This window comes from Streptomyces javensis (assembly GCF_039525925.1).
Taxonomy (GTDB): domain Bacteria; phylum Actinomycetota; class Actinomycetes; order Streptomycetales; family Streptomycetaceae; genus Streptomyces; species Streptomyces asiaticus.
Genome location: NZ_BAAAIF010000024.1, coordinates 37162 through 62117, shown reverse-complemented (window position 1 = coordinate 62117; position 24956 = coordinate 37162). Strand labels below are relative to the sequence as shown.

General features: G+C 71.6%; 18 protein-coding genes and 1 pseudogene. 8 read left to right on the top strand and 11 right to left on the bottom strand.

Going from position 1 to position 24956, the window contains the following annotated elements:
* The 9 genes from ABD329_RS22210 to ABD329_RS22170 all read right to left on the bottom strand — a co-directional run bounded on the left by ABD329_RS22210 (window position 1) and on the right by ABD329_RS22170 (window position 13529).
* On the bottom strand, window positions 1-1602 hold the full coding sequence (locus ABD329_RS22210; protein WP_198277380.1) for a penicillin-binding transpeptidase domain-containing protein: 1602 nt from the start codon (window positions 1600-1602) through the stop codon (window positions 1-3).
* A gap of 85 nt (window positions 1603-1687) precedes the next feature.
* The gene (locus tag ABD329_RS22205; RefSeq protein ID WP_078559756.1) at window positions 1688-1879 is read right to left on the bottom strand and encodes a hypothetical protein; all 192 of its coding nucleotides are present in this window, start codon (window positions 1877-1879) and stop codon (window positions 1688-1690) included.
* Window positions 1880-2055: 176 nt separating this feature from the next.
* Window positions 2056-2724, bottom strand: a complete 669-nt coding sequence (locus tag ABD329_RS22200; RefSeq protein WP_198277382.1) for a LutC/YkgG family protein — start codon at window positions 2722-2724, stop codon at window positions 2056-2058.
* A 137-nt stretch (window positions 2725-2861) separates the two neighbouring features.
* Window positions 2862-4346, bottom strand: coding sequence for a lactate utilization protein B (locus ABD329_RS22195; protein WP_198282051.1), 1485 nt, complete (start codon window positions 4344-4346; stop codon window positions 2862-2864).
* A 29-nt stretch (window positions 4347-4375) separates the two neighbouring features.
* Entirely contained in the window at window positions 4376-5128 is a 753-nt protein-coding gene (locus ABD329_RS22190; protein ID WP_198282050.1) for a (Fe-S)-binding protein, read from the bottom strand.
* Window positions 5119-6687 (bottom strand): rhamnulokinase, encoded by a 1569-nt coding sequence (locus tag ABD329_RS22185; RefSeq protein ID WP_344316792.1) that lies wholly within the window; start codon window positions 6685-6687, stop codon window positions 5119-5121. The genes ABD329_RS22190 and ABD329_RS22185 overlap by 10 nt, the downstream gene beginning before the upstream one ends.
* A 96-nt stretch (window positions 6688-6783) precedes the next feature.
* Window positions 6784-8823: a bifunctional aldolase/short-chain dehydrogenase gene (locus tag ABD329_RS22180; protein WP_344316791.1), complete on the bottom strand. Its 2040-nt coding sequence runs from the start codon at window positions 8821-8823 to the stop codon at window positions 6784-6786.
* A gap of 302 nt (window positions 8824-9125) precedes the next feature.
* The gene (gene rhaI, locus ABD329_RS22175; protein WP_344316790.1) at window positions 9126-10286 is read right to left on the bottom strand and encodes an L-rhamnose isomerase; all 1161 of its coding nucleotides are present in this window, start codon (window positions 10284-10286) and stop codon (window positions 9126-9128) included.
* Window positions 10287-10316: 30 nt separating this feature from the next.
* Entirely contained in the window at window positions 10317-13529 is a 3213-nt protein-coding gene (locus ABD329_RS22170; RefSeq protein WP_344316789.1) for an alpha-L-rhamnosidase, read from the bottom strand.
* 224 nt (window positions 13530-13753) lie between these two features.
* Between ABD329_RS22170 and ABD329_RS22165 the strand changes: the two are divergent.
* The 8 genes and pseudogenes from ABD329_RS22165 to ABD329_RS22130 all read left to right on the top strand — a co-directional run.
* Window positions 13754-15253, top strand: a pseudogene (locus ABD329_RS22165) (sugar ABC transporter ATP-binding protein); the annotation flags it as partial.
* 452 nt (window positions 15254-15705) lie between these two features.
* Entirely contained in the window at window positions 15706-16743 is a 1038-nt protein-coding gene (locus ABD329_RS22160; protein WP_425574367.1) for an ABC transporter permease, read from the top strand.
* The gene (locus ABD329_RS22155) at window positions 16740-17711 is read left to right on the top strand and encodes an ABC transporter permease (RefSeq protein ID WP_198281025.1); all 972 of its coding nucleotides are present in this window, start codon (window positions 16740-16742) and stop codon (window positions 17709-17711) included. Before ABD329_RS22160 ends, ABD329_RS22155 begins: the two co-directional genes overlap by 4 nt.
* A gap of 29 nt (window positions 17712-17740) precedes the next feature.
* Window positions 17741-18823, top strand: coding sequence for a rhamnose ABC transporter substrate-binding protein (gene rhaS, locus ABD329_RS22150; protein ID WP_198281024.1), 1083 nt, complete (start codon window positions 17741-17743; stop codon window positions 18821-18823).
* 17 nt (window positions 18824-18840) lie between these two features.
* On the top strand, window positions 18841-19161 hold the full coding sequence (locus ABD329_RS22145; RefSeq protein WP_198281023.1) for an L-rhamnose mutarotase: 321 nt from the start codon (window positions 18841-18843) through the stop codon (window positions 19159-19161).
* A 184-nt stretch (window positions 19162-19345) separates the two neighbouring features.
* Window positions 19346-20773: a BNR repeat-containing protein gene (locus ABD329_RS22140; RefSeq protein ID WP_198282193.1), complete on the top strand. Its 1428-nt coding sequence runs from the start codon at window positions 19346-19348 to the stop codon at window positions 20771-20773.
* Between the two features lie 2 nt (window positions 20774-20775).
* Entirely contained in the window at window positions 20776-21801 is a 1026-nt protein-coding gene (locus ABD329_RS22135; protein ID WP_344316788.1) for a LacI family DNA-binding transcriptional regulator, read from the top strand.
* Between the two features lie 138 nt (window positions 21802-21939).
* The gene (locus tag ABD329_RS22130) at window positions 21940-22959 is read left to right on the top strand and encodes a LacI family DNA-binding transcriptional regulator (RefSeq protein WP_344316812.1); all 1020 of its coding nucleotides are present in this window, start codon (window positions 21940-21942) and stop codon (window positions 22957-22959) included.
* A 60-nt stretch (window positions 22960-23019) separates the two neighbouring features.
* Here ABD329_RS22130 and ABD329_RS22125 read toward each other — a convergent pair whose 3' ends face one another.
* Both ABD329_RS22125 and ABD329_RS22120 read right to left on the bottom strand, forming a co-directional pair.
* Window positions 23020-23379 carry a universal stress protein gene (locus tag ABD329_RS22125; protein WP_198281518.1) on the bottom strand — a complete coding sequence of 120 codons (360 nt, stop codon included), beginning with the start codon at window positions 23377-23379 and terminating at the stop codon, window positions 23020-23022.
* Window positions 23376-24848, bottom strand: a complete 1473-nt coding sequence (locus tag ABD329_RS22120) for a sugar porter family MFS transporter (RefSeq protein WP_198281517.1) — start codon at window positions 24846-24848, stop codon at window positions 23376-23378. The genes ABD329_RS22125 and ABD329_RS22120 overlap by 4 nt, the downstream gene beginning before the upstream one ends.
* Between the last annotated feature and the right edge of the window lie 108 nt (window positions 24849-24956).

Genomic DNA, 24956 nt, shown 5'->3' with positions numbered 1-24956 from the left:
TCAGCCCGCCTCGAGCACCGCGCGGACGACGGGCCCGGCGGCGTCCCCGCCGTGCCCGCCGCCGGTGACCACGGCGGCCGCCGCCACATCGTTCCGGTAGGCGGTGAACCAGGCGTTGGTCTTGGGCTGGCCGTCGATCTCGGCCGAACCCGTCTTGGCGCCGATGTCGCCGGTGAGCCCGGACATCGCCCGGGCGGCGGTGCCGCTGGTGGCGGTCAGCCGCATCATGGCCTTGAGCTGCGTGACGGTGGCCGGGCTGAGGCCGCGGTCGCTGGTGGCGATCTCCCGGTGGTCGACGGAGCGCGGTACGAGGACGGGCTGCTTGAAGGTGCCCGTCTGGGCCGTGGCCGCGACCGAGGCGATGGTGAGCGGATTCATCTGGACCGTGCCCTGGCCGATCATGGCCGCGGCCTTGTCGTCGCCGCTTCCGCCCGGCACCTCGCCGTCGAAGGTGGTGACCCCGACCCGCCAGTCCAGCCCGAGCCCGAACACCGCCCGCGCCTCCTGGGCCAACGCGCCATCGGGCACGGCCCCGGCGAGCGATACGAACGCGGTGTTGCAGGACGCCGCGAAGTCCTGGGCGAAGGTGGCGGCGGGGTTCTCGCTGTCCTCGACGTTGTGGAACATCATGCCTTGTGCGTACGCCGCCGTCTTCGGACACGGCACCGGGCGGCTCGGGCTGACCTTGCCCGCCTCCAGCAGAGTGGCCGCGGTGACTATCTTGAACGTGGACCCCGGCGCCGTCTGCCCCTGCAACGCGGCGTTGAACTCGGCCTGGTCGGAGTTGGCCACCGCCAGGATCTCCCCGGTGCTGGGCTTGAGCGCCACCACGGAGGCCCCGTCGCGCGTGGCCACCGCCTTCTCCGCGCTCTGCTGTGCCCCCGCGTCCAGAGTCGTGCGCAGCGTGCCCGGGGTGCCCTTCGTCACCACATGCAGCGTGGCCCCGGCGGTCCCGTCGGGCTTGACCGCGGAGACCTCCACCCGGGCCCGGCCGCCCGCGTCGGCCCCGTATCTCGCGCGCAGCGCGATCAGCACCGGGTCGAGCGAGGGATAGCGGCCCTGCCGCAGCTCCTTGCCGTCCCGGTCCAGCACCCGGACCGGCGGATTGTCCGCCAGATCCGTCCGTACGGACTGATCGGCGCCCAGCTTGGGGTGGAGGACCGAGGGCCTCCAGTCGACCAGCGGCTTCTTGGTCGTCCGGCCGCGCACCACGGTCAGCCGCGATGTGTAGGTCCAGCTGGATCGGGCCTTGCCGAAGACCACTTCGGCCTTGACGGTGAACGGGACCGTGGTGCCCCGCGCCGTGCCCGGGGTGGTCGTCACCTTCTTCACATGCCCGTCGTCGCGGTAGCCGCTGAGGGCGCCGATGGCCGACTCGGCGTCGTTGGTGAGCCCGGCGGCGAGCATGTCATTGCCGTCCGCCCACGCGTCCAGGAACTCCCGCGCGGTCTGCCGGGCCTCGTCCCCGGTCACCGGACCGTCATGGGCCGCGGTGGTGTCGCCGCCGGTGACGCCCGAGTAGAGGTTGTATCCGCCGTAACCGGCGACCCCCAGGAGCCCCACCGACAGTGCCCCTAAGACGATCTTCCCCACGGCCCGCATGGCGTCCCCCCGATGTTCACCTGTGGTCGGCCGCTCTCACCTTCGTGGGTGGCGCGGGCCGTTGCGCGCATCGCCCCCGTGCCGCTCAGGCGGCCTTTTCCACCTCGCCGCGCAACGCCCGTGTGTAGACCTTCAGCAACCGGCTGTACTCGGCCCGCTCGGAGGGCCGCAGTGCCCGGCCTGCCCGGGCCCGCAGAAAGACGCGTATCGCCTCGTTGGCCTGGTCGGTGGCGGGGCTGGTCAGTAAGGCAGGTTGGTGAGTAGGAGTCGGACGCATGACCATAAGAGTAGAGGCCCCTACCGACAATGGCATCGGCGTAAACCGCCCAACAGGGGTGTTACCGGCGGTATGTGAGGAAGACCGCATCCCCCGCGCAGGTGTTCCCCTCTATGTCCCCATGGCATATGCCCCGCCACGGCGGAGGTATGCCTCCGGGCTCCCCTGTCGATCCATCAGCTCTGACCTGCGGATTCCGGCCCGGTGAGGATCACTTCGAGGGTGCGGGGGCCATGGACGCCTTCGACGCGGTCGAGTTCGATGTCGCTGGTCGCGGACGGTCCCGAGATCCAGGTCAACGGGCGGGCCGGGTCGAGGCGTTCGAGCGCCTCGGGGACGGAGCTCACGACCTGGTCGGTGACGCGGATCACGCAGATGTGGTGGTCGGGCACCAGGGTGATGCGGCGACGGCCCTGGTCGGGCCCGGCGTCCAGGACCACGGTGCCCGTCTCGGCGATGGCCACGGCGCAGCCCGTCACCACGCTGGAGACCGCGTCCAGGTCGTGCGGGGTCAGCTCCGCCGTATCCGGAACCCGGCGCACCGAGTCGGGGACGGCGGACAGCCACGAGTCCGGGAGGCCCGCGGGTACGGCCACGCTGGTCGCGCCGCGGTCGGCGAGGAGGCGGGCGATCAGGGCCGGGAGGGAGGACGGAGTGTCGGGGGGCGACGGGGTGTCGGCGCGGTGGACGATCGCCCGGTAGTCGGCGAGGTTCTCCGCGAGGAGGTCCGCGGTCCGGTCGGCGGTGCGGTCACCGTGGACGCGGTGGTACGTGCGCTCGACCGGCACCTCGCCGGGTGTCTCGGCGCGCGGCACATCGGCCAGGGCGCGACGGATGCGGGCCATGACCAGGGCGCGCGAGTCCGGGCCCGGGGCGCCGGGGTTCTGGGTGCCAGGGTTCTGGGCGGCGGGGCTTTGGGCGGCGGGACGGTGCGCGCCGGGGTTCTGGGGGCCAGGGTTCTGGGAGCCGGAGTCTCGCGGGGTCATGTGGTGTTCTTCCTTCCCTCTGTGCGGCTCCCGGCGTCGCTCCCGCCCCGGGTGCGTTGCCACCAGTCGCGGAACGACTCCTCCGGCACCTTCGGCAGCTCCCGCGTCTCGCTCCACGCCCGCCCGGGACCGGGCAGCCGCCGCGGATGGAAGCGGCGGGTGCGGGAGGCCAGCCGCTGGCCGGTGCGCAGCAGCCGGGGGTGGTCCAGGGCCCAGCGGGCGGCGCGCATCGCGGCGCGCTCGGCGGCGTGGCCCTTGGCGGGCTTGATGACCGTACGGGTGCCGCGGACGGAGACGGGGCCGCCCTCGACCACCCGCTCGCGCAGATGGACCAGGATCTCCGGGATGTCGATCGCGACCGGGCACACCTCGTAGCACGCCCCGCACAGGGACGAGGCGTACGGGAGCGAGGCGTCCAGTTCGCTCTGGGTGCCGCGCAGTTGGGGGGTGAGGATCGCGCCGATCGGGCCCGGGTACGCCGATCCGTACGCATGGCCGCCCGCCCGCTCGTACACCGGGCACACATTGAGACACGCCGAGCACCGGATGCAGCGCAGCGCCTGCCGGCCCACGGTGTCGGCGAGGGTGTCGGTGCGGCCGTTGTCGAGCAGGACGAGGTGGAAGGTGCGCGGACCGTCGGCGTCCGTGGTGCCGGTCCAGGTGGAGGTGTACGGGTTCATCCGCTCGGCGGTCGAGGAGCGCGGCAGGAGCTGGAGGAAGACCTCCAGGTCCTGGAAGGTGGGCACCACCTTCTCGATGCCGACGACGGAGATCAGCGTCTCGGGCAGGGTCAGACACATCCGGCCGTTGCCCTCGGACTCCACGACCACGAGCGTGCCGGTCTCCGCGACCATGAAGTTGGCCCCGGAGATCCCCACCTTGGCGTTCAGGAACTTCTCGCGGAGGTGGAGCCGCGCGGCCTCGGCGAGGTCGGCGGGCGCGTCGGTCAGCCCCTCCGGGGCCGGGCGGCCCCACTGGGACATCTTCTCCGTGAAGATGTCCCGGATCTCGCCCCGGTTGCGGTGGATCGCCGGGACCAGGATGTGCGACGGGAGGTCGTCCCCGAGCTGCACGATCAGCTCGGCGAGATCGGTCTCGTACGCGGTGATCCCGGCCGTGGCGAGCGCGCCGTTCAGACCGATCTCCTGCGTGGCCATCGACTTGACCTTGACGACCTCGCGCTCGCCCGTGGCCCGCACCAGCTCGGTGACGATCCGGTTCGCCTCGTCCGCGTCCGCCGCCCAGTGGACCTGGCCGCCGGCCGCCGTGACCGCGCTCTCCAGCTGCTCCAGATAGTGGTCGAGATGGCGCAGCGTACGGTCCTTGATGGCCGCGCCCGCGGCGCGCAGCCGCGACCAGTCGTCCAGTTCCGCCACGGCCGTGGCGCGCTTGGCGCGGATGGTGTGGGTGGCGTGGCGGAGGTTGGCACGCAGCTGGGTGTTCCGGGTCGAGGCGTCGGCCGCCTGGGGGAAGGCGGGCATACCCAGGTAGGTGGCCTGGTGGGTTCCGCTCACCAGACGTCTCCTTCCGTGCTGGCCAGGATCTCGGCGAGGTGGACGGGGCGGACCGTGGAGCCCTGGCGGGCGAGTGTGCCGCCGATGTGCAGCTGGCAGGAGTTGTCGAGGGTGCACACCGCTTCGGCCCCGGTCGCCGTGATGTTGCGCGCCTTGTCCGCCCCCATGGCCGCCGAGACCGCCGCGTTCTTGACGGCGAACGTCCCGCCGAAGCCACAGCACTCCTCGGCGCCCGGCAGCTCCACCAGGTTCAGCCCCTTCACGGCGGCGAGGAGCGAGCGCGGGCGGTCGCCGAGCTTCAGCATCCGCAGGCCGTGGCAGGTGGGGTGGTAGGTCACGGTGTGCGGGTAGTAAGCGCCGACATCCGTGACCTTCAGGACATCCGTGAGGAATTCGGTGAGCTCGTAGGTCTTGGGCACGGCCTCGGCCGCCGCGTCCGCGAGCTCCTGGCCACGCCCCTCGGCGGCGGCCTTCGCGCCCATCCGGGGGTAGTTGTCCCGCACCATCGCCGCGCATGACCCCGAGGGGGTCACCACGTATTCGTAGTCGCGGAACGCCGTGGCGTAGCGGCGCATCAGCGGTTCGGTCTCGTGCCGGTAGCCGGTGTTGAACTGCGGCTGGCCGCAGCAGCTCTGCGCCTCCGGGAAGCCGACTTCCACGCCGAGGCGCCTCAGGAGCGTGACCACGGCTTGGCCGGTGCGCGGATAGAGGGTGTCGTTGACGCAGGTGATGAAGAGCGCTACGCGCACGGTTCCTCCTCGTCGCCCTGGCCGGTGGCGGCCTTTGCCCGGCCGCTGGTGGCCGTTGTGACCTGTGCGTCCCCGAGCCGGGCGGCTGCCCGGTCCCACGCCGAATGATCACCTGTGGGCTCATACTGCCTCAGTGGCTGGGTGCTGTGAAGCAGGGCGCGCAACTCGGGCAGCCCACCGGTGATCACTCCGGCCGTCCGCGCCTGGACCAGTACGTTTCCGAGGGCCGCCGCCTCGGCCGGGCCCGCGATCACGGGGAGGCCGCAGGCGTCGGCGGTGAGCTGGCACAACAGTGTGTTGTGCACACCGCCACCGACGATGTGCACGGCGCTGACCGTACGGCCGGACAGCCGGGTGGCGTCCTCGATCGCGCGGCGGTGGGCCAGGGCGAGGGAGTCCAGGACGCAGCGAGTGGTCTCGGCGGGGGTGCGGGGGACGGGCTGGCCCGTGCGGCGGCAGGCGTCGGCGATGCGGTCGGGCATGTGGTGGGGGGCGATGAAGGCGGGGTCGCCGGCGTCCACGACGGAGCGGAGGGGGGTGGCTTGGGCCGCGGCCCGGATCAGGGCGGTGAGGTCCGCGCTGGTGGCTCGGGTGGTCCGGGCGTTCTCGGTGTCCCAGGTGCGGACGCACTCCTGGAGCATCCACAGGCCCATGATGTTGCGCAGATAGCGGACCGTGCCGTCCACACCCAGCTCATTGGTGAAGTTGGCCGCGCGGCTCTCCTCGGTGAGCACCGGCGCGTCCAACTCGAGCCCGGCGAGGGACCAGGTGCCGGTGGCGATGTACGCGAAGTCGGGTGTGGTGGCCGGTACGCCGACTACGGCGGACGCGGTGTCGTGCGAGCCGACGGCGGTCACGGGGAGGGGGTGGGTGAGGCCGGTCTCGGTGAGAACGTCCTGGCGCAGGGTTCCGGCGGGGTCGCCCGGGCGGCGCAGGGGCGGGAAGAGCGACAGGTCGATGCCCAGCGCCCTTGCCACCGGGGCGGCCCAGTCGCGGGTGCGGGGGTCGATCAGCTGGGTGGTGGAGGCGTTGGTCAGTTCGGTGCCGGGCTCGCCGGTCAGCCAGTACGAGATGAGGTCGGGGATGAGGAGGAGGCGGTGGGCGGCGCTGAGGGTGGGGGTGCCCTGGGCCGCTGTGAGCTGGTAGATGGTGTTGAAGGGGAGGTGCTGGATGCCGGTGGCGGCGTACAGGGCTTGGGGCGGGAGCGCGGCAGCGACCTTTTCGGCGGCGCCGGTGGTGCGGGTGTCGCGGTAGTGGACGGGGTTGGCCAGCAGGGTGCCGTCGGCGGCGAGCAGGCCGTAGTCGACGGCCCAGGTGTCGATGCCGATGCTGGTCAGGCCGTCGCCCGTATGCACGGCAGCTGCCTTGAGGCCGTTCAGGACGCCCTGGTACAGGGACAGGACGTCCCAGTGCAGGGTGCCCAGGACGCGGGTCGGCCGGTTGGGGAAGCGGTGCGCCTCGTGGAGGGTCAGCCGTTCGGGGGTGACCTCCCCGACGATGACGCGGCCGCTGGACGCACCGAGGTCCACGGCGGCGAAGCGGTGTTCTGTGGTGGGCACGTGGACCTCGTGGTGGGTGGTGGGGTGCGTGGTGGTTGCTGTGGTTCGTACGGGGCGGGGGCCGGGGCCTCCGGACCCCGCCCCCGCACGCGCGTGTCAGCGCAGGAACGCCGCCGCGACGCCGGCGTCGACCGGGACGTGCAGACCCGTGGTGTGCGTGAGGTCGCCGCCGACGAGGGCGAAGACCGCGTTCGCCACGTGGGAGGGGAGCACTTCGCGCTTGAGCAGGGTGCGTTGGGCGTAGAACTCGCCCAGCTTCTCCTCGGGGACGCCGTACACGGCCGCCCGTTGTGCGCCCCAGCCGCCCGCGAAGATACCGGAGCCTTGGACGACGCCGTCGGGGTTCACGCCGTTGACGCGGATGCCGTGCTCGCCCAATTCCGCGGCCAGGAGCCGGACCTGGTGGGCCTGGTCGGCCTTGGTCGCGGAGTAGGCGATGTTGTTCGGGCCCGCGAACACGGCGTTCTTGGACGTGATGTACACGATGTCGCCGCCCGTGTTCTGGGCGATGAAGGTCCTCGCTGCCTCGCGGGAGGCCAGGAAGCTGCCTCGCGCCATGATGGTGTGCTGGAGGTCCCAGTCGGCGGTGGTCGTCTCGAGCAGGGGCTTGGAGATGCTGATCCCGGCGTTGTTGATGAGGATGTCCACGCCGCCGAAGTCCAGCGCCGCCTGGTGGAACGCTTCCTTGATCTGCTCTTCCGAGGTGACGTCGGCGGTGGCCGCCGTGGCCTTGTCCGGGCCGCCGAGCTCCTGGGCCACGGCCACGGCTGATTCGGCGTCGATGTCCGCGACCACGACGCACGCGCCCTCGGCCGCGAGGCGGTGGGCGATCGCCCTGCCGATGCCGGACCCCGCGCCGGTCACCAGGGCGACGCGGCTGGCGAGGGGCTTCGGCTCGGGCATGCGCTGGAGCTTGGCCTCTTCGAGCGCCCAGTACTCGATGCGGAACTTCTCCGACTCCTCGATGGGGGAGTAGGTGGAGACGGCTTCCGCGCCGCGCATGACGTTGATCGCGTTGACGTAGAACTCGCCTGCCACGCGGGCCGTTTGCTTGTCCTTGCCGTAGCTGAACATCCCGACTCCGGGGATCAGCACGATGGCGGGATCCGCGCCCCGCATGGGCGGGGAGTCGGGGGTGGCGTGGCGTTCGTAGTAGGCCGCGTAGTCGGTGCGGTACGCGGTGTGGAGTTCCTTGAGCCGGGTGATCGTGTCGTCGAGGGACGTGTCCGGGGGGAGGTCCAGGACCAGGGGGCGGACCTTGGTGCGGAGGAAGTGGTCCGGGCAGGAGGTGCCGAGGGCCGCCAGGCGGGGGTGTTCGGCGCGGGAGACGAAGTCCAGGACGGTGTCGCTGTCCGTGAAGTGGCCCACCTGGGGGCGGTCCGTGGCGGCCAGGCCCCGGATCACGGGGGCCAGGGCGGCCGCGCGGGCGCGGCGCTCGGCCTCGGGGAGGGTGGGGTGGATGACGGGGCCGAACGGGTCCGCCTTGCCGCGTGCGGTGAGGAACTCCTCGGCGGTGCGGATCATGCGGAGCGAGTTCGCCTCGCACGCGTCGGAGGTGTCGCCCCAGGCGGTGATGCCGTGGCCGCCGAGGACGCAGCCGATGGCCTGGGGGTTGGCCTTCTTGATGGCGGCGATGTCCAGACCCAGCTGGAAGCCGGGGCGGCGCCAGGGCACCCAGACGACCTGGTTGCCGAAACACTCTTTGGTGAGCGCCTCGCCGTCGGCCGCGCAGGCGAGGGCGATACCGGAGTCGGGGTGGAGGTGGTCGACGTGGGCTGCGTCCACCAGGCCGTGCATGGCGGTGTCGATGGACGGCGCGGCCCCGCCCTTGCCGTGCAGGCAGTAGTCGAACGCCGTGACCATCTCATCCTCGCGGTCCACCCCGGGGTAGACACCGGTGAGCGCACGAAGGCGGTCCAGCCGGAGCGCGGCGAGCCCGGAGTGGGTGAGAGTGCCCAGATCGCCCCCGGAGCCCTTGACCCACATCAGCTCGACGTCCTGGCCCGTGACGGGATCGGTCGCGGTGCCCTTGGCGGAGGTGTTTCCCCCCGCGTAGTTGGTATTGCGGGGGTCGGCACCGAGACGATGCGAGCGCTCCAGGAGCGCGGCCGCCTCGGGATGCGGTTCTGCGGTCATGTCTTCCTCTGGGTGTGGACCGGTCTCAGCGAATGCGGTGACGAGAAGCGGGCCCGGCGTGGGCGCGCCCGATGGGATCAGGGGCTTGCGCTGAAGCCCCGGGGCTGACGGCAGGGCCCGGGACCGAGCCTCGGGACCCCGGGCGGGCCTTGGGAGCGTGTGGCGGAGCCTCGGGGTGCCGGGACAGGACCGGGGGTCGGGGGCGGAGCCCCAGCGGGTCCGGGGCGGAGCGCCGGAGGGGGTCCGGGGGCTTGCCCCCGGGTTCGGGAAGGGGCGGGGTGGGGAAGGGCCCGCCGCAGGCGTTACGCACCCCAGCCCGCCTGCTCTCCCCCCACCCGCTCCGCCACGATCCGCTCCGCCCACCCCGAGGCCCGGTACGCCCCCATCGGGTCCGGGGCGATGCCCAGTTCCTCCCGGACCTCGGCCAGCAGCGGCCGTACGTCGGTGTTGTACGCGTCCATCAGGACCGCGTTGGCGCCGAGCACATCGCCCTCGCGCTGGGCCGTGGCGAGGGCGTCGCGGTCGACCAGGAGGGCCTTGGCCGTGGCCTCCTGGACGTTCATCACCGAGCGGATGATCGCCGGGATCTTGGGCTCGATGTTGTGGCACTGGTCGAGCATGAAGGCGACCCCCGAGGTCAGCCCGCCGCCCCGGACCACCTCGTACATGATCCGGAAGAGCTGGAAGGGGTCGGCGGCACCGACCATGAGGTCGTCGTCCGCGTAGAAGCGGGAGTTGAAGTCGAAGGCGCCGAGCTTCTTCTCGCGCAGGAGGAGCGCGACGATGAACTCGATGTTGGTGCCGGGCGCGTGGTGGCCGGTGTCCACGCAGACCTGGGCCTTGGGGCCCAGCTTGAGGCAGTGGGCGTAGGCGGTGCCCCAGTCCGGGACGTCCGTGGTGTAGAAGGCGGGCTCGAAGAACTTGTACTCCAGCAGCATCCGCTGGTCCTCGCCGAGGCGCTCGTAGACCGCGCTCAGCGCCTCGGCGAGGCGGTCCTGACGGGCCGCGATGTCGTCCTGGCCGGGGTAGTTGGTGCCGTCGGAGAACCACAGCTTGAGGTCGCGGGAGCCCGTGGCGTCCATGATGTCGACGCACTCCAGCAGGTGGCCCAGCGCCTTGCGACGGACCGCCGGGTCGGGGTGGGTGACCGAGCCCAGCTTGTAGTCGTCGTCCTGGAAGACGTTGGAGTTGATGGCGCCCAGCTTCAGGCCGCGTTCCTCCGCGTACTTGGCGAGCGCCCCGTAGTCCTCGACCCGGTCCCAGGGGATGTGCAGGGCGACCGTGGGGGCGACCCCGGTGGCGGCGTGCACCTGGGCGGCGTCGTCCAGCTTCTCCTGGGGGGTGCGCGGGACACCGGGCTGGGCGAAGACCTTGAAGCGGGTTCCGGAGTTGCCGTACGCCCATGACGGCGTCTCGACCGCCTGGCTCTTGAGGGCCGCCTTCACGGCTGGAACGTCAGACATGAATCTCCTTCATGAAACGATTCAAGAAACCTAGCCGCGCGGTCGGCCACGCGTCAAGAAGTGGTGGGTCCCCGACCCCACGGCGAACACCGCGCACCCGTCCGCCATGCGCAGCAGGCGGGCGCCGCGAGCGGTCACATCGGCCGCGCGGCGCGCCGGGACCCAGATCTGGGCCGTGGTGTTGACGGGGATGGACACCGTGAGGGTGAAGTCCCCGCCGTTGTCCCCGCCCTGCGACCAGCGGGTGGTGACCGGGCCGTGGAGGGAGTCGTAGCGGCCCTCGGCGGAGCGCACCTCGCCACCGGGGCGGGGCCGGATGAGGATCTCGCGGAAGCCGGGGGCGGCGGGGGCGATCCCGGTGATGTTCTGGTACATCCACTCGCCGACCGAGCCGTAGGCGTAGTGGTTGAACGAGTTCATCCCGACGTCCTGGAAGCTCCCGTCCGGCTTGATCGAGTCCCAGCGCTCCCACATCGTGGTCGCGCCCCGGTCGATCTGGTAGCCCCAGGAGGGGAAGGTGCGCTGGTGGAGCAGGCGGTAGGCGACGTCGGTGTGACCGGTCTCGGTGAGGGTCGGAAGCAGCCGCGGGGTGCCGAGGAAACCGGTGGACAGATGCCAGTCGCGGTCCTCGATGAGGGCGACGAGGCGATCGGCCGCGGGTGTGCGGAGGTTCGCCGGGAGCAGGTCCATGGAGAGCGCCAGGACGTACACGGTCTGGGTGTCGCCCTTGATCCTGCCGTCGGCGGAGACGTACGCGCGGTTGAAGGCCGCCTTGACGCGGGTCAGGAGGTCTTCGTACGGGGCCGGGTCCTCGCCCAGGACGTGTGCGGTGCGGGCGACGAGGTCGGTGACGTGGGCGAAGTAGGCGGTGGCGATGACGTCCTTGGGGGTGTCCGCCTCGACGCTGAGCCAGTCGCCGTAGCCCTCGGCGGGCCGCAGCAGGTCGGTGCTGTGCCGCTCCAGGTAGCTGATCCAGCGCCGCATGGCCGGCCAGTTCTCGCGCAGCACCCGGGTGTCGCCGTACGCCTGGTAGAGGTTCCAGGGCACGGTCACCCCGGCGTCGCCCCAGCCCGCCACGCCGTTGCCGACGTCGCCGAGGTGCGGTGCCACATCGGGGAAGGAGCCCTCGTCGGTCTGGCCGTCCCGCAGGTCCTGGAGCCACTTGGTGAGGAAGCGGGCGGACTCCATGGTGTACGCGGCGGTGCTGGAGAACACGTTGATGTCGCCGGTCCAGCCGAGCCGTTCGTCCCGTGCCGGGGTGTCGGTGGGGATGGACAGGAAGTTGCCGCGCAGCCCCCAGGTGATGTTGGAGTGCAGCTGGTTGAGCATCGCCGAGTCGGTGTGGAACGACAGGGTGAACGGGGCGTCGGTGTGCATCACCCGGCCGGTGATCGCGTCGCGGGAGGGCGTTCCCGGATAGCCCGTGACCTCGACGTAGCGGAAGCCGTGGAAGGTGAAGCGCGGCTCGTAGGTCTCCCGGCCGCCGCCCTTGAGGGTGTAGGTGTCGACGGGGCGGGCGGTGCGCAGATTGGCCGTGTAGGCGGTGCCATCCGGGCCCAGCACCTCGGCGTGGCGGATCCGGACCTTGTGGCCGGCCGGGCCGGAGACCGTGAGGCGGACGCTGCCGACCATGTTCTGTCCCAGGTCGAAGAGGTGGACACCGGGCGCGGGTTGGGTGACCTTGACCGGCTTGATCTCGCGTTCCACCCGGGTCGGGGCGTCGGTCTGGGCCACCACCTCGGCCGTGATGTCGGTGGCCGTGACGGCGGGCTGCCAGCCGGTGTCGTCGAAGCCCGGTGAGGTCCAGCCGGGGGTCTCCGCGCGGGCGTCGTACTCCTCGCCCATCAGCAGGTCGGCGGTGAGCAGCGGGCCGGTGGCCGCGCGCCACTGCTGGTCGGTGGTGATGCGCTCGGTGCTGCCGTCGGTGTACGTGACCTCCAGCTGGGCGAGCAGGGCGGGGTGGTCGCCGTACTGGGTCTGGCCGAACCAGGCGATGTTCCCCGCGTACCAGCCGGTGGCGAGGGTCACCCCGAGGGCGTTCGTGCCACGGCGGAGGGCGTCGGTGACGTCGTAGGTCTGGTACGCCACCCGCTTGCGGTAGTCGGTCCAGCCGGGCGCGAGCTGGTCGCGGCCGACGCGGACGCCGTTGAGGTGGGCTTCGTAGAGGCCAAGGGCCGTGGAGTAGAGCCGGGCGCGCGCCACGGGCTTGGTCAGCCGGAAGGTGCGGCGCAGCTGGGCGGGGGACTGGAGGGGGAGCACTTTGCCCCAGGGCCCGCCGCCCCAGGCCGCCAGCTCCTTGGCGGTGGCCCAGCCGCTGTCGTCGTGGTCCGGGTCCGCCCAGCCGGCGGGGGGTTCGGCGTCGGTCGTGCGCCAGGTGGCGTCCGTGTGGTGGTGGGTGGTGCCGTCCTCGGTGGTGAGCTCCAGGGTGGCGAGCAGCCCGGCCGGGCCCTTCTCGGCGTTGGTGGCCGCGACGGCGAGGGTGGCGGCGCCCTGCCTGAGGAATTCGGTGACGTCGACGGTGACCGGATGGCTCCATGCCTTGAGGACGCCCACCGCCTCGCGGGCGGCGACCTCGGTGCCGTTCACATGGGCGGTGAAGCCGTCGTCGGCCGCCACCACCAGCCGGGCGCGGCGGACGGTGCCCGGGGCGTGGACGGTGGTACGGAACCACCGGGTGGCCGCCGGGGCCTCGGTGGCCGGATCCCCCTCGGGGAACCAGATCCAGGAGGCGCCTTCCAGGGACGGCGGCGCGGTCAGCGCGGCGGGCGCGGCGACCCAACGGGCCTGCCACTGACCGGAGTTGAGCAGCCCGGTCTCCCACCAGGCGGGGGCGGACCACGCGGAGGGACGGCCGTGGCCGTCCCAGACCCGCACCGACCAGTGGTAGCGGGTGCGCGGGCGCAGGGCCGGGCCGTCGTAGGGGACCAGGACCGACTGGCGCGATGTCGTCCTGCCGCTGTCCCAGACGTCCGGCTCGCCGAGCCGGTCGGGGGAGGTGGCGACCCGGATGTGGTACGCGCTCTGGAGCTGGTCGCGGGCGTCCGAGTCGAGGATCCAGCTCAGCCGGGGGCGGGCGGTGTCGAGGCCGAGCGGGTGGGGCGCGTACTCCACCGTGGTGCTCCGGACCCGCAGCCCCGCGCCGGGGCGTTCCTCGGCGGTGGCGGACGGGGTGAGGGCGGGCAGACCCGTGAGGGCCGTACCGGTGGCGGCGGTGGTGGCGAGCAGGTGGCGTCTGCTGATCATGGGCTTCCTCCAGGGACGGCTGGATGGGAACGATCGATGAAAACGATTCAACCCAAGGCGCCTGGACCGTAGGGCCGGGGCTCGGCGCGCGTCAAGGGGGCTGGAGCGATGTGGGCATATCCCGTGCACACCCCCTTGACGGTCGCATGGGGCGCGGCTAGCTTCCCGGAATCCGGCATTGAAACATTTCATTTATTGCCCCCGCGTACGCGTCAGGAGACTCCGTGAGCCAGCCTGCTTCGACCGGTGTGCCGGTCCTCGCCCTCGAGGGGGTGAACAAATCCTTCGGCGCCGTACGGGCCCTCCGGGACGTCTCGCTCGAGCTCTTCGCCGGTGAGGCCCATGCCCTGGCCGGTGAGAACGGGGCGGGCAAGTCGACGCTCATCAAGATCCTCGCCGGGGTGCACCGGCCCGACTCCGGCCGGGTGCTGCTGGACGGCGAACCGGTGGTCTTCCACGGCCCCGCCGGCGCCCGTGACGTCGGCACCGCCGTCATCTACCAGGAGCCGACGCTCTTCCCCGATCTGTCCATCGCCGAGAACATCTTCATGGGCCGTCAGCCCCGTCGGGCCCTCGGCCGGATCGACCACAGGGCCGTACGGACCTCCACCGCCGCCCTGATGGCGCGGCTCGGCGTCGAACTCGACCCGGACCGGCCCGCCAGGGGTCTGTCCATCGCCGACCAGCAGATCGTCGAGATCGCCAAGGCGCTCTCCTTCGACGCCCGGGTGCTGATCATGGACGAGCCGACGGCGGCGCTCACCGGGAGCGAGACCGCCCGGCTCTTCTCGGTCGTCGAGACGCTGCGCGCCGAGGGCGCCGCCGTGCTGTTCATCTCCCACCGCCTGGAGGAGATCTTCGAGCTCTGCCAGCGGGTCACCACCCTGCGGGACGGCCGGTTGGTGGCCTCCGAGCCGCTGGCCGGGCTCACCCAGGACGCCCTGGTCCGCCGCATGGTCGGCCGGGACCTGGCCGAGCTCTACCCCAAGCAGGACAGCCGGGTCGGCGAGACCGCGCTGGCGGTGCGCCGGCTGACCCGTGAGGGCGTCTTCCGGGACGTCTCCTTCGAGGTGCGGCGCGGTGAGATCGTCGCGCTCGCCGGGCTGGTCGGCGCCGGGCGCACCGAGGTCGCCCAGGCCGTCTTCGGCGTGGACCGGGCGGACGCGGGCGAGGTGCGGGTCGACGGGGCGGTGCTGCGGCCCGGTTCGCCGACCGCCGCCATGGACGCCGGGCTCGCGCTCGTCCCCGAGGACCGGCGCCAGCGGGGGCTGGTGATGGAGATGTCCATCGAGCGGAACATCGGGCTGACCGGCCTGGACCGGCTGGGCCGTGCCGGGCTGGTGAAACGCGCGCTGGAGCGCGGCCGCGCGGCCGACTGGGCGGTCCGGCTCCAGCTGAAGTACGGCAGCCTCGCCGACCACGTGGGGGTGCTCTCCGGCGGCAATCAGCAGAAGGTCGTGCTCGCCAAGTGGCTGGCGACCGAGCCCACGGTGCTCATCGTGGACGAGCCCACGCGCGGGATCGACGTTGGCACCAAGGCCGAGGTGCACCGGCTGCTGTCGTCACTGGCCGCCGACGGGCTCGCGGTGCTGATGATCTCCTCCGATCTGCCCGAGGTGCTGGGCATGGCCGACCGGGTCCTGGTGATGCACGAGGGCCGGCTGGTGGCCGAGATCCCGCGCGCCGAGGCCACCGAGGAGTCCGTGATGGCCGCCGCGACCGGGCTCACGGATGGCGCCGAAGGCGCCGGTGTCGCCGGTGAGGCCGCCGCGACCGTGCTCCCCGGTGAGGCCGCCGCGACCGGATCCACCGGTGCCACGGGCGCGAGTGGGCGCACCGGCGGTACCGTCGCGGGCGGGCGCACCGATGCCACCGGCGACACCGTCGCGGGCGGGCGCACCGATGCCACCGGTGCCACGGGCGCGAGTGGGCGCACCGGCAACGACGCCGAGACCGGGCGCACCGGCGACACCGTCGCGACCGGGCGCACCGATGCCACCGGTGCCACGGGCGCGAGTGGGCGCACCGGCAACGACGCCGAGACCGGGCGCACCGGCGACACCGGCGTGAGCGGGCGCACCGATGCCACCGGTGCCACGGGCACGAGCGGGCACCCCCACGCCACCGGGCCCACCGGCGCCGACGGCGCCACCGCAGAAGGGACCCGCACGTGAGCGTGACCATCGAGAAACCCGACCAGCCCGCCGCCGCGCCGGAGACGGCACGCTCGGCCCGCTCGCTCGTCGATGCCGTCTTCCGCGCGCGGGAGATCAGCATCGCCGGGGCCCTCGTACTGCTGGTGCTGTTCACCTGGATCGCCGAACCGCGCTTCCTCGACGACCAGGGCATCAAGGACCTGCTGCTCAACGCCGCCATCCTGGTGCTGCTCGCGGTCGGGCAGTCGGTCGTGGTCATCACCCGCAACATCGATCTGTCGGTCGGCTCCGTGGTGGGCCTGTCCGCCTTCGCCTGCGGAAAGTTCGTCTCCGGCACCGACCACGGGGCGCTGACGGTCCTGGCTCTCGGCCTCCTCGTCGGCGCGGGCTGCGGCATCGTCAGCGGTGCGCTGGTGAGCTTCGGACGGGTGCCCGCGCTGGTGGTGACCCTCGGGATGCTCTACATCATCCAGGGCGTCGACTACTGGTGGGCGCAAGGCGAGCAGATCAACGCCGCCGATGTGCCGCAGTCCGTACTGGACCTCGGCAGCGGCAGCGTGCTGGGCATCCCCTACCTCCCGCTGATCGCCTTCGTGGTGCTCGCCGGGACCGCGTATGTCCTGCGCACCTACCGCGGCGGCCGTGAGCTGTACGCCATCGGCTCCAGCCCGGAGGCCGCCCGGCTGGCCGGGGTGCCGATCCGGCGGCGGGTGCTGGGCGCGTATCTGTTCTCCGGCGCCGTCTCGGGCTTCGCGGGCGCGCTGTGGCTGGCCCGCTTCGGCACCGTCGTCGCCGACAACGCCCACGGCTGGGAGCTGACCGTGGTCAGCGCCGTGGTGGTCGGTGGCGTCGCCATCGTCGGCGGCACCGGCACGGTGTGGGGCGCGGCGCTGGGCGCGCTGCTGCTCACCACCATCGGCAGCGCACTGGCCGTGCTGAAGGTCGACTCCTTCTGGCAGGACGCCATCGCCGGTGCGCTGCTGCTGGCGGCCATCAGCGTGGACCGGATCGTACGGGTGCGGATGACCCGCGCACTGAGGAAGAGGAGCGCCCGATGAAGCTCAGGTGGGACACCGCCGTCGGGGTGCTGCTGGTGGCCGTCTTCCTCACCGGCCTCGGCACCACGGACGGCTTCGCGAGCCGCGACAACCTCGCCTTCGCCTTCAACGACATCGCCGAGGTGGCGCTGATGGCGCTGCCGATGACACTGCTGGTGGTGGCCGGGCAGGTGGATCTGTCGGTGGCCTCCATGCTCGGCCTGTCCAGCGCGCTCACCGGCCAACTGTGGGACGCGGGCTGGGCGTTCGAGACCATCGTGCCGATCGTGCTGCTGGTCGGGGTGGCCGGCGGGCTGCTCAACGGCTGGCTGGTCACCCGGGTCGGGCTGCCCTCGCTGGCCGTCACCATCGGGACGCTCGCGCTCTACCGGGGGCTGGCCTCGGTGGTGCTCGGCTCAAACGCCATCACCGACTTCCCCGAGACGTACGCCAAGTGGGCCGTGGACACCACCACCGTGCCCGGCACCTTCCTCTCCTATCCGGTGACGCTGTTCATCGTGCTCGCCGCCATCGCCGCCGTGGTGCTGCACGCCACGGGCGTGGGCCGGTCGCTGTTCGCCATCGGTGCCCAGGAGGACGCCGCGTACTTCGCGGGCATCCGCGTCAAGCGCCTCAAGCTGCTGCTGTTCGTGGTCAGCGGGCTGATCTCGGCCTTCGCGGGGGTCGTGTTCACCCTGCGGTACGGCAGCGCGCGGGCCGACAACGGCCAGGGCTTCGAAATGCTCGTCATCGCCTCCGTGCTGCTGGGCGGCGTCGACTTCGACGGCGGGAAGGGCACGCTGTTCGGCGCCGTCGCCGGAGTACTGCTCATCGGCGTCCTGAAGAACCTGCTGACCCTCAACGACGTGGCCAACGAGGTCCAGGTGATCGTCACCGGGCTGCTGCTGGTGGCCTCCGTCCTCACCCCCCGCCTGATCACCACCGTGAGCGCCTGGCGTCATCGGCGCGCCGCCGCCTCGACCAGCTGATCCACCCACGCACCGCGAAAGGTCTCCTCATGATCCAGTCCTCTTCCGGACGCCGCCGCGCCGCCGCCACCGCCGCCGCGGTCTGTGCCCTGGCCGTGGCCCTGGCCGGCTGTGGCGGCACCACCAAGAAGGACAACGACAACGGCGGCGCCGCCAGGAGCGATGCCAAGGCCGACCCCGGCGCCCCTCTGAAGAAGGGCCTCAAGCTGGCCTTTCTGCCCAAGCAGATCAACAACCCCTACGAGAAGATCATCGATGAGGCGGGGATCACGGCCGCCGGGGAGTTCGGCGGCAAGGGCAAGGAGGTCGGCCCGTCCGACGCCAGCGCCTCCTCCCAGGTGTCGTACATCAACACCCTGGTCCAGCAGCGCCAGGACGCCATCCTGATCGCGGCCAACGACCCTAACGCGGTGTGCGGCCCGCTCAAGCAGGCCATGAAGAAGGACATCAAGGTGGTGGCGTACGACTCCGACACCGCCCCGGCCTGCCGCCAGCTCTTCATCAACCAGGCGAGCTCCGAGGAGATCGGCCGCAGCCAGGTCCAGCACCTCGCCAAGCAACTGGACTACAAGGGCCAGATCGCGATCCTCTCCGCCACCCAGAACGCCACCAACCAGAACACCTGGATCCGCTTCATGAAGGACGAGCTGAGCAAGCCCGCCTACAAGAACATGAAGCTGGTCAAGACGGTGTACGGGGACGACGACGACCAGAAGTCGTTCCAGGAGACCCAGGGCCTGCTCAAGGCGTACCCCAAGCTCAAGGGCATCATCGCGCCCACCACGGTCGGCATCGCCGCGGCCGCCCGCTACATCAGCGGCTCCTCGTACGAGGGCAAGGTGGTGCTGAACGGACTCGGCACGCCCAACCAGATGCGCAAGTACGTCAAGGACGGGACCGTCGAGCAGTTCGCGCTCTGGGACCCCAAGAAGCTCGGCTACCTCGGCTCGTACGCCGCGGCCGCGCTCGCCTCCGGCCAGATCACCGGGGCCGAGGGCGAGAAGTTCAAGGCCGGGAAGCTGGGCGAGTACACGGTCGGCAAGAACGGCGAGGTCATCCTCGGCCCGCCCACCGTCTTCGAGAAGTCCAACATCGACAAGTACCACTTCTGATTCCGGGGCGGTCGGCGATGCGGCGGGTGTGTTTTCTGCTGAAGGTCCGCCAGGACCGGATCGAGGAGTACCGCGAGCGGCACGCGGCCGTCTGGCCCGAGATGCGGGCGGCGCTCTCGGAGAGCGGCTGGCACAACTACTCGCTCTTCCTGCGCGAGGACGGGCTGCTCGTCGGCTATCTGGAGACCGAGGACTTCGAGGCGGCCCAGGCGGCGATGGCCGCCACCGAGGTCAACGCCCGCTGGCAGGCCGAGATGGCGCCGTTCTTCGAGGCGCTCGACGGCGCGAAACCGGACGAGGCGATGAGGCCACTCACGGAGGTCTTCCACCTCGCGTAGCCGCGGGACGCGGCGGCAGTGCCCCGGAGGGGCGCGGGGAACTGCGCGACCAGCCACGATGGCGCCGCAGTCGGCCGACGACGCATCACGGGGTCCAGGGGCGGAGCCCCTGGTCCGGGAAGGGCGGGGGTGGGGACAGAAGCTCGCTCCGCCCCCCAACAAGCGCACCAGGAAAGGAACGGACATGAGACCACTGCCCATCGCCGTCCTGGCCACCGCCCTGCTAGCCGCCGCACCCCCGGGCGCGAACGCGACCCCGGGTTCCATCGCCGCCCCCGGCCCGGCCGTCAGCAAGCTCGCCGACACCCAACTCGACCCCAAAGCCGTCTACTTCGTCTCATACGACGGCCTGGTCAACAACAACGCCTTCCAGAAGAACGGCCTGCTCACCTACAAGGGCTATCAGTACGCCGCCTGGTACACCGCCGACCGCAGCGCGGTCATCGGGCGCCGCGCCCTCACCCAGCGGAGCTGGCAGACCGTCACCCTGCCGCACCGCCTCACCGCCGACGACTCCCACAACGTCATCTCCATGGGGATCTCGCGGACCGACGGCCGGCTGCATCTGAACATGGACTCCCACAGCAGCGGCTTCTTCTATGTGAAGTCGGTGGCCGGGCTGGTGGACGACCCCGCCGGGCACCCGTGGACCACCGGCCAGTTCGGCGCCGTCCAGACCACCCTCGACGGCCTCGCGCTCACCTCACAGTTCACCTACCCCCAGTTCATCGCCACCCCCGAGGGCAGGCTTCAGCTCAGCTACCGCGTCGGCGTCTCCGGCAACGGCCGCAACGCGCTCGCCGAGTACGACGGCACCAAGTGGCGGGCCCTCGGCGAGTGGTCCTCCGCCACCGGCACCTACAGCAGCGAGCACGGCTCCAGCACCGCCCGCAATATGTACCTGCACGGCATCGACTACGGGCCCGACGGTCGGCTGCACGCCTTCTACACCTGGCGTGAGCAGAGCAACGCGGTGATGTGCGCGAGCGGCGGGCTCACCAACCACGACACCGGCTATGTCTACAGCTCCGACCGGGGCCGCACATGGCGCACCGCGGCGGGGGCCGTCACCGGCACCACCGGTGGCTCCGACACGGTGGCGGTCGGCGACGCCGGAACCGTCGTCGACCCGCTCAACCCCGACCACTCGCTGATGAACCAGGAGAGCCAGGCCACCGACTCCACCGGCGCGCCCCACGCCCTGATCAGCTATGTCCCCGGCCGCTTCGGACAGTGCACCACCGACTACGTGGCCGACCGGACGAGATACGGCCGTACCTTCCACGTCTTCAAGGACCCGGCGGGCGCCTGGAAGAAGACCGAGATCCCGGTGGCCCCCGGCTCCACCCAGCGCAGCCACCTGGTCTTCGACGCTTACGACAACGCCTACGCCGTGATGCCGTACGGCCGGATCGTGGCCGCGTCCAAGTCCTCGGGCTGGACGGACTGGAAGACCGTCTACGACGGCAGCGGCCTCAACGCCTTCGGCGAGGTCGTCGTGGACGACACCCGGCTGGCCCAGGACGGCGTCCTGTCGTTCATGTACCAGCGGAAGTCCAGCGGCACCACACCCTCCGCCCTCCGCGTCATCGACTTCACCCTCCCCTCCTGACGATGGCGCCAGGCGTGGGCATCAAGGAGGTGGCGCGCGAGGCCGGGGTCTCGGTCGGCACGGTCTCCAACGTCATCAACCGCCCGGACTCGGTGTCCGAGGAGACCCGGGCCCGGGTGCTGTCCACCATCGAGCGCCTGGGCTATGTACGCCAGGAGTCCGCGCGCCAGCTGCGGGCCGGCCACAGCCGCATCATCTCGCTGCTGGTGCTGGACATGGCGAACCCGTTCTTCGTGGACGTCGCGCGGGGCGCGGAGCGTGCGGCGCGGGAGGCGGGTCTTGGGGTGATGGTGTGCAACAGCGCGCAGAGCCCGGAGGAGGAGGCCGACTACCTCGGGCTCTTCGCCGAGCAGCGGGTGCGCGGGGTGCTGATGACCCCGGCCGATATGACCGGGCGCAACCTCGCCTCCTTCCGGCGGCAGCCCATCCCCTTCGTCCTCGTGGACCGGGTGCTGCCCAGCGCCGAGGGGTGTTCGGTCTCGGTCGACGACGTCACCGGCGGCGAGCTCGCCGCCCGCCACCTCCTGGGCCTCGGCCATCCGTCCCTCGCCTATGTGAGCGGGCCCATGCGGCTGGCCCAGTGCCGCGACCGCCGCGAGGGCGCGCTGCGCGCCCTGCGCGAGCGGGGGCTCGGCGAGCATGCGCTGCGCCATGTCGAGGTGGACCGGCTGGATGTGACCTGCGGCCGGGACGCGGGGGCCCGGCTGCTGGGCATGTCCCCGCGGCCGACGGCGGTGTTCTGCGCCAATGACCTGCTGGCGCTGGGGGTGCTCCAGTCGCTGTACGGGGCCGGGGTGTCGGTGCCGGGGGAGGTGGCGCTGGTGGGGTACGACGACATCGAGTTCGCGGCGGCGGCCGCGGTGCCGCTGACGTCGGTGCGTCAGCCGGCGTTCCGGATGGGGCGTACGGCGGCCGAGCTGCTGATCGAGGAGACGGGGGAGCGGGCCGGGGACCACAGCCACCAGCGGATCGTCCTCCAGCCCGAGCTCGTCGTCCGCGGATCGAGCCTGGTGCGCTCCCGAGGCTGAGCCGGGGCCCGGGGCTGAGCCGGGGCCGGTGCCGGGCCCGCGGCGGCCCGGTCCTGCCCGACCGGTCGAACAGCGCACTACCATGTTCCCGCGACCGCGGTGGGTCGCGGGAAGGCGGAGGCCCGGGTCGTGGGACGCATGGTGGGGATCAAGGACGTCGCGCGACAGGCGGGAGTGTCGGTCGGCACCGTCTCGAACGTGATCAACCGGCCGGAGATGGTCGCCGAGGCCACGCGCGACCGGGTGCAGGCCGTGATCGAGCGCCTGGGCTATGTACGCCAGGAGTCCGCGCGCCAGCTGCGCGCCGGGCGCAGCCGCATCATCGCGCTGCTGGTGCTGGACATGGCGAACCCGTTCTTCGTGGACGTGGCGAGCGGCGCGGAGCGTGCGGCGCGGGAGGCGGGTCTTGGGGTGATGGTGTGCAACAGCGCGCAGAGCCCGGAGGAGGAGGCCGACTACCTCGGGCTCTTCGCCGAGCACCGGGTGCGCGGGGTGCTGGTCACCCCGGCCGATGTCACCGGCGCCAACCTGGAGGGCTTCCGGCGCCACGACATCCCGTTCGTCTTCGTGGACCGCGAGGTGCCCAGCTCCGACGGCTGCTCGGTGTCGGTCGACGACATCGAGGGCGGTGCGCTCGCCGGGCGCCATCTCATCGCCCAGGGCCACCGCTCCGCGGTCTACGTCAGCGGTCCGATGCTGCTGCCGCAGTGCCAGGATCGGCGCACCGGGCTGCTCACCGCGTTCGCCGAGGAGGGGCTGTCGGAGGAGGCGATGGTGCACATCGAGGCCGAGCGGCTGGATGTGGCCTCGGGCCGGGACGCGGGCGCCCGGCTGCTGGGGATCTCACCCCGGCCGACGGCGGTGTTCTGCGCCAATGACCTGCTGGCGCTGGGGGTGCTCCAGGCCCTCTTCGCGGCCGGGGTGTCGGTGCCGGGGGAGGTGGCGCTGGTGGGGTACGACGACATCGAGTTCGCGGCGGCGGCCGCGGTGCCGCTGACGTCGGTGCGTCAGCCGGCGTTCCGGATGGGGCGTACGGCGGCCGAGCTGCTGATCGAGGAGACGGGGGACCGGGCCGCCGCCCACCAGCACCGGCGGATCGTGCTCCAGCCGGAGCTGGTGGTGCGGGACTCGACGTTCGCGTCCAGACCGGGCGCCTGACCTCGGGTTCGCTGATCCGGGCGGCCCCGGTGAAGGCGTCGGCCCAGCACGCCGACGCGGTCAGACCGGTGGTTTGACCGCGACCACGGGTACGGGGCTCTCCAGCAGCAGCCGCTGGCTCACACTGCCCAACAGCGCCTTGCCCACCGGCGATCGCCGGCGGAGGCCGATGACCAGCCGGTCGACATCGGGCCGGGCCTCGATCTCGTCCAGTACGGCGTCGACCGGGTCGCGGTCACCGGGACCGCTGCGCTCGACGACCGTGGTCCGCAGGTCATCGGGCACCCCGGAGCGGTCCAGCGCCGACAGTCGCAGATTGACCAGCACCAGATCGGTGCCCAGCAGCCGGGCCTCGGCGATTCCCGCGGTCAGCGCGTGGTCTCCCTCGCGGCCCTCGGCGATGGCGGTCAGGACGGTCATGGTGCGGAGCCTTCCTCTCGGGGCGTGGCGGGTGAGGAGTAGCGGGCGCGGAAGTCGTCCTCCAGCTCCTCCAGCGAGTGGCCCTTGGTCTCGGGCACACAGGTCGCGATGAAGAGGAGGGCCAGCACACCGAAGGCGGCGAAGGCGAAGAAGGTGTTCGAGATCCCCATGGCCTTCACGATGGGCGGGAAGCCGAGGGCCACCAGGGCGTTCGCCATCCACAGCACGAAGATGCTGATGCCGATGGCCAGGCTGCGGATCTTCAGCGGGAACATCTCGGAGAGGATCAGCCAGACCAGCGGACCGATGGTGGCCTGCATGGAGAAGACGAAGAGCACGACGAACACGAGGATGAACCACGCCTTCGCGGTGCCCTCGGGCATCAGCAGCGCGGAGAGCCCGACGAGCAGGTGGAACGTCGTGGTCAGGGCGAACCCGCCGAGCAGCATGGTGCGCCGCTTGAGCTTGTTGATGACCGACACGCCCACCGCGATGCCGAGGACGCTGAAGGCGCCGTTGAGGGTGTTCGCGATGATGGCGGAGTCGCCCGAGAACCCGGCGTCGCCGAGCAGCTGCGTACCGTAGTACATGACGGAGTTGATGCCGGTGAACTGCTGACAGAATCCGAGCCCCGCCCCGATCAGGATGAGCACGCGCACCCAACGCACCCCGAGATCCACCCTGCCCGCGGTCTTGGCGACCCGCTCCTCCTCGGCGAGCCGGTGGACCTCGGCCATCTCCGCCTGGGCCCGCTCGGGGGTGCGGACCTGGGACAGCACCGCGAGCGCCTCCTCGTCACGGCCCTGGGAGACCAGCCAGCGCGGGCTCTCCGGCAGCCGCAGCATGCCGATGAACAGCCCGATCGCCGGAAGGACGGCGACGAGCAGCATCAGCCGCCAGATGCCGTCCGTCTCGCCCCAGAGGTTGAAGATCACCGCGTTGATGACGAACGCGGCGAACTGGCCGGTCACGATCATCACCTCGTTGCGGGTGACGATGGAGCCGCGGCGTTCGACCGGGGCGATCTCGGCCAGGTAGACCGGGACCGTCGCCGAGGCGCCGCCCACGGCGAGGCCGAGGATGAAGCGGAAGAGGGCGAGCACCTGCCAGCTCGGCGACAGGACGCAGCCCAGGGTGCCGAGCATGAACACCAGGGCCAGCAGCAGGATGTTGTGGCGGCGGCCGTGCCGGTCGGAGAGGACTCCGCCGATCATGGCGCCGAAGGCGGCGCCGAAGATGAGGTTGCTGACGACGACGCCCTCGGTGAACGCGGTCAGCCCGAGGTCGTCGGTGAGTGGATCGAGGGCGCCGTTGACGACGCCGGTGTCATAGCCGAACAGCAGCCCGCCGAAGGTCACGATGACGGCGACCAGGCCGAGCCGTCGTGAGTGGGGACCCTTGGTGTCCGGCGGCAGTTCGGGGTCTTGGTGTGTGATGCCCGAGTCCTCTGAGCCGAGTCGGGTGTTCATCGTCGTGTCTCCTCGTGGAGGCAGCGGAGGTCGTGGTGGCGCCCCGACGCGTCCGGTTGTTTCCCGAGGTCGGGTGAGTGGCCGCCCAGCCAGCCACGATCGTGCGGC

What these genes read in the sequence shown, in the direction of transcription:
- ABD329_RS22170 (WP_344316789.1), bottom strand. Translation starts at nt 13,529, where the DNA reads ATGATCAGCAGACGCCACCTGCTCGCCACCACCGCCGCCACCGGTACG.
- ABD329_RS22210 (WP_198277380.1), bottom strand. Translation starts at nt 1,602, where the DNA reads ATGCGGGCCGTGGGGAAGATCGTCTTAGGGGCACTGTCGGTGGGGCTC.
- ABD329_RS22200 (WP_198277382.1), bottom strand. Translation starts at nt 2,724, where the DNA reads ATGGCCCGCATCCGTCGCGCCCTGGCCGATGTGCCGCGCGCCGAGACA.
- ABD329_RS22145 (WP_198281023.1), top strand. Translation starts at nt 18,841, where the DNA reads ATGCGGCGGGTGTGTTTTCTGCTGAAGGTCCGCCAGGACCGGATCGAG.
- ABD329_RS22180 (WP_344316791.1), bottom strand. Translation starts at nt 8,823, where the DNA reads ATGACCGCAGAACCGCATCCCGAGGCGGCCGCGCTCCTGGAGCGCTCG.
- ABD329_RS22135 (WP_344316788.1), top strand. Translation starts at nt 20,776, where the DNA reads ATGGCGCCAGGCGTGGGCATCAAGGAGGTGGCGCGCGAGGCCGGGGTC.
- ABD329_RS22155 (WP_198281025.1), top strand. Translation starts at nt 16,740, where the DNA reads ATGAAGCTCAGGTGGGACACCGCCGTCGGGGTGCTGCTGGTGGCCGTC.
- ABD329_RS22125 (WP_198281518.1), bottom strand. Translation starts at nt 23,379, where the DNA reads ATGACCGTCCTGACCGCCATCGCCGAGGGCCGCGAGGGAGACCACGCG.
- ABD329_RS22140 (WP_198282193.1), top strand. Translation starts at nt 19,346, where the DNA reads ATGAGACCACTGCCCATCGCCGTCCTGGCCACCGCCCTGCTAGCCGCC.
- ABD329_RS22130 (WP_344316812.1), top strand. Translation starts at nt 21,940, where the DNA reads ATGGTGGGGATCAAGGACGTCGCGCGACAGGCGGGAGTGTCGGTCGGC.
- ABD329_RS22195 (WP_198282051.1), bottom strand. Translation starts at nt 4,346, where the DNA reads ATGCCCGCCTTCCCCCAGGCGGCCGACGCCTCGACCCGGAACACCCAG.
- rhaI (WP_344316790.1), bottom strand. Translation starts at nt 10,286, where the DNA reads ATGTCTGACGTTCCAGCCGTGAAGGCGGCCCTCAAGAGCCAGGCGGTC.
- ABD329_RS22205 (WP_078559756.1), bottom strand. Translation starts at nt 1,879, where the DNA reads ATGCGTCCGACTCCTACTCACCAACCTGCCTTACTGACCAGCCCCGCC.
- ABD329_RS22120 (WP_198281517.1), bottom strand. Translation starts at nt 24,848, where the DNA reads ATGAACACCCGACTCGGCTCAGAGGACTCGGGCATCACACACCAAGAC.
- rhaS (WP_198281024.1), top strand. Translation starts at nt 17,741, where the DNA reads ATGATCCAGTCCTCTTCCGGACGCCGCCGCGCCGCCGCCACCGCCGCC.